The sequence below is a fragment of the Rathayibacter sp. AY1H3 genome (assembly GCF_002932015.1).
Genome location: NZ_PSUU01000035.1, coordinates 42189 through 44517 on the forward strand (window position 1 = coordinate 42189; position 2329 = coordinate 44517).

A 2329-nucleotide genomic window follows, 5' to 3' on the forward strand; every position below is an offset into this window, starting at 1 on the left:
CGACCGCGCCGCGGCGGGCGGGGACCGCCGCGGGAGTGAACACCGCCGGAGGCGAACCGTCGAAACGCGTTCCAGCGTTTCGGCGTAGCCGGTCGCGACCCGCTCCACCTGCCCGGCCACTCCTGGGAGCCGACCGCGCCGCGGCGGGCGGGGACCGCCGCGCAACAAACACAGCTGGCGTTCCGGTTGCTCGGAGGAGGAGCAGGGGTGGGCGCCGTAGCGTTCCGGGAGCGCGGCACGCCGGTCGCGCGGACGGGGAGTCCCATGTCGTTGTTCCTGAACCGCACTCGTGAGGTCCGATGGACCGAGGACGAGAGGCGGGCGCTGGCCGAGGCGGTGGCGGAGGACCGGGCCGACGCCTGGCGCGGAGTGGGTGCGCTCGATCGCACCGTCGTCGTCTCGACCGAGGATCCCGGCGTCCGCGGCGGCGCGCGCTGGCCCACCGATCACCGTGCGTTCCTGCGCGTCGACTGTGGCGCCTCCGTGGTGCTCGCTACCGACGGGCTGAGCGATCCCTTCGACCGGCTCGAGCATCCCGGCACTGGTCTCGGCCTCGAGCTGTGCCTCGAGACGTCCGCCGTCCGCGGCGTCCCCACCGCCGAGCTCTGGAACCACTGGCACTTCCGCCTGCTGTACGAGGCCGCCCGACGGGCCGCCCTCCAGGGGGTGTGCTGCCGCAGCTCCCTCGACACGGCGCGGCTCGCGAACGTCGCGGCGCCGCCCGCCTGGACCGATGAGCAGGGCACCGTCGGCGTCCTCCTGGGTCTGCGCAGCCCCGGCCTGCCCGAGCGGCTCGACCTGGCGACCGGTCACGCCGACCTGGTCACCCTCACGCCGCTGCGGCCGCAGGAGCACGCCCGGGCGTCGGTCGACGCGGGCGCCCGTGCCGAGATCGCCGAGCGTCTCCGAGCCCTGCCGCACGAGGAGCTCGTGCACACGGCCCGGCCGCTCGTGGTCTGAGGAGCGTCGCGGGTCAGGAGCCCTCGGCCGGCTCCGGCACCACGGTCATCTCGCCGGTGTTGTTCGCGCTCGCGATGAACTGCTCGATCCACAGGCGGTTCAGCGACGGCCGCTTGCTGCCGTGGAACCGGAAGTGCAGCGGAGTCGTCGGGTGCACCCAGACGGAGCTGCGGCCGTAGCCGGACGACTCCGGCTCGCTCCAGGAGAGGCTGAACGACTCGTTCCGCCGCATCTTGGTGAACATCGCGACCTTGAGGTGCGCGAGGAGCCGGTCCTCGAAGTCGATCTCGAGTGATTGCGGTCCGTAGATCAGTCGTCCCATTGTCTCCGCCGTGAAGTCGTGCCGACGCGCCGGAGTCCCGGACGGCGTCGCGGGCTCCGTGAGCTCGGGAGCCGCCACGGAGAGGATACCGATCCTGCGGCCCGGAGGGGTGACACGGCTCTCGCCTCCGCCGGCCGAGGGCGGGATCACCCCGTCAACGACGGACGCCCCGCCGACCGGATCCGGGGATCCTGGTCGACGGGGCGTCGGAAGTCGGAGATTACTCGCCGACGCCGCGGATGTTCGCGGCCTGCGGGCCCTTGCGGCCCTGCTCGACGTCGTACTCGACGTGCTGGTTCTCGACGAGCTCGCGGTAGCCCTGCTTCGCGATGGCGGAGAAGTGCGCGAACACGTCGGCGCCTCCGTCGTCGGGAGCGATGAAGCCGAAGCCCTTTTCGGAGTTGAACCACTTAACGGTGCCAGTAGGCATTTCTTTTCCTTATGTGTTAATGACGCCGACCGAGGCCGGCGTCGTCAGAGTCCGCACGAGTGTGCGGTACCCGCTCGACTCGGCCTCCGCGGGTGAAACACGCGTCTGCCGGAGTCGTCCGGGTCGTCTAGGGGCTGAGCTCGCGCCTCCGGGGGAGGGCGGCTCTGCGGGGGAGAACGTCCCGCGGACCGGGCGAGCCAGTGGAGCGGGGGTCGAACGAGGAACGGCGCGGCTTCCGCGGCGTCCTGTGAAGGGCGGTACCCGCGTGCGAGGCGGGCGTTCGAACCGGACGACCGAGGACGATGCTCTCGGTCGGTGCGGTCTCTATCAGGGGCTGAGTCTCTTCGTCGTCGTGCGACTTCTCAGCCGTGGAATTCGGGCGATCGCCCAGGAGATGTCTCGACTCTACGGGATCACGGACCCCGAGCGCGACCGCCCGCGTCATACGGCGCGCCGATCCGCGTGCGCGAGGCGGCCGGAACCGCTGTCCGGGCGGGTCGCGATGTGCCACGATACGACTCGGATCGCGCCGTTCCCCGCCGCCGATCCCCGCTCCACTGGCTCGCCCGGTCCGCGGGACGTTCTCCCCCGCAGAGCCGCCCTCCCCCGGAGGCGCG

3 protein-coding genes are annotated in these 2329 nt (G+C 71.9%); 1 reads left to right on the forward strand and 2 read right to left on the reverse strand.

Annotation, left to right across the window (positions count from 1 at the left end; translation table 11 throughout):
• The first annotated feature begins 264 nt into the window (after positions 1-264).
• A complete protein-coding gene (locus tag C5C33_RS13575; protein WP_104261357.1) occupies positions 265-960 on the forward strand; it encodes a hypothetical protein in 696 nt (231 codons plus the stop codon).
• Between the two features lie 13 nt (positions 961-973).
• Here the strand turns inward: C5C33_RS13575 and C5C33_RS13580 are convergent, their stop codons facing one another.
• On the reverse strand, positions 974-1360 hold the full coding sequence (locus tag C5C33_RS13580; RefSeq protein WP_258059373.1) for a hypothetical protein: 387 nt from the start codon (positions 1358-1360) through the stop codon (positions 974-976).
• Positions 1361-1502: 142 nt separating this feature from the next.
• Entirely contained in the window at positions 1503-1712 is a 210-nt protein-coding gene (locus C5C33_RS13585) for a cold-shock protein (protein WP_055786246.1), read from the reverse strand.
• Positions 1713-2329 lie beyond the last annotated feature (617 nt).

Excerpts from the sequence above, each read along its gene's own strand:
- C5C33_RS13575 (WP_104261357.1), top strand. The coding sequence starts at position 265 with ATGTCGTTGTTCCTGAACCGCACTCGTGAGGTCCGATGGACCGAGGAC.
- C5C33_RS13585 (WP_055786246.1), bottom strand. The coding sequence starts at position 1,712 with ATGCCTACTGGCACCGTTAAGTGGTTCAACTCCGAAAAGGGCTTCGGC.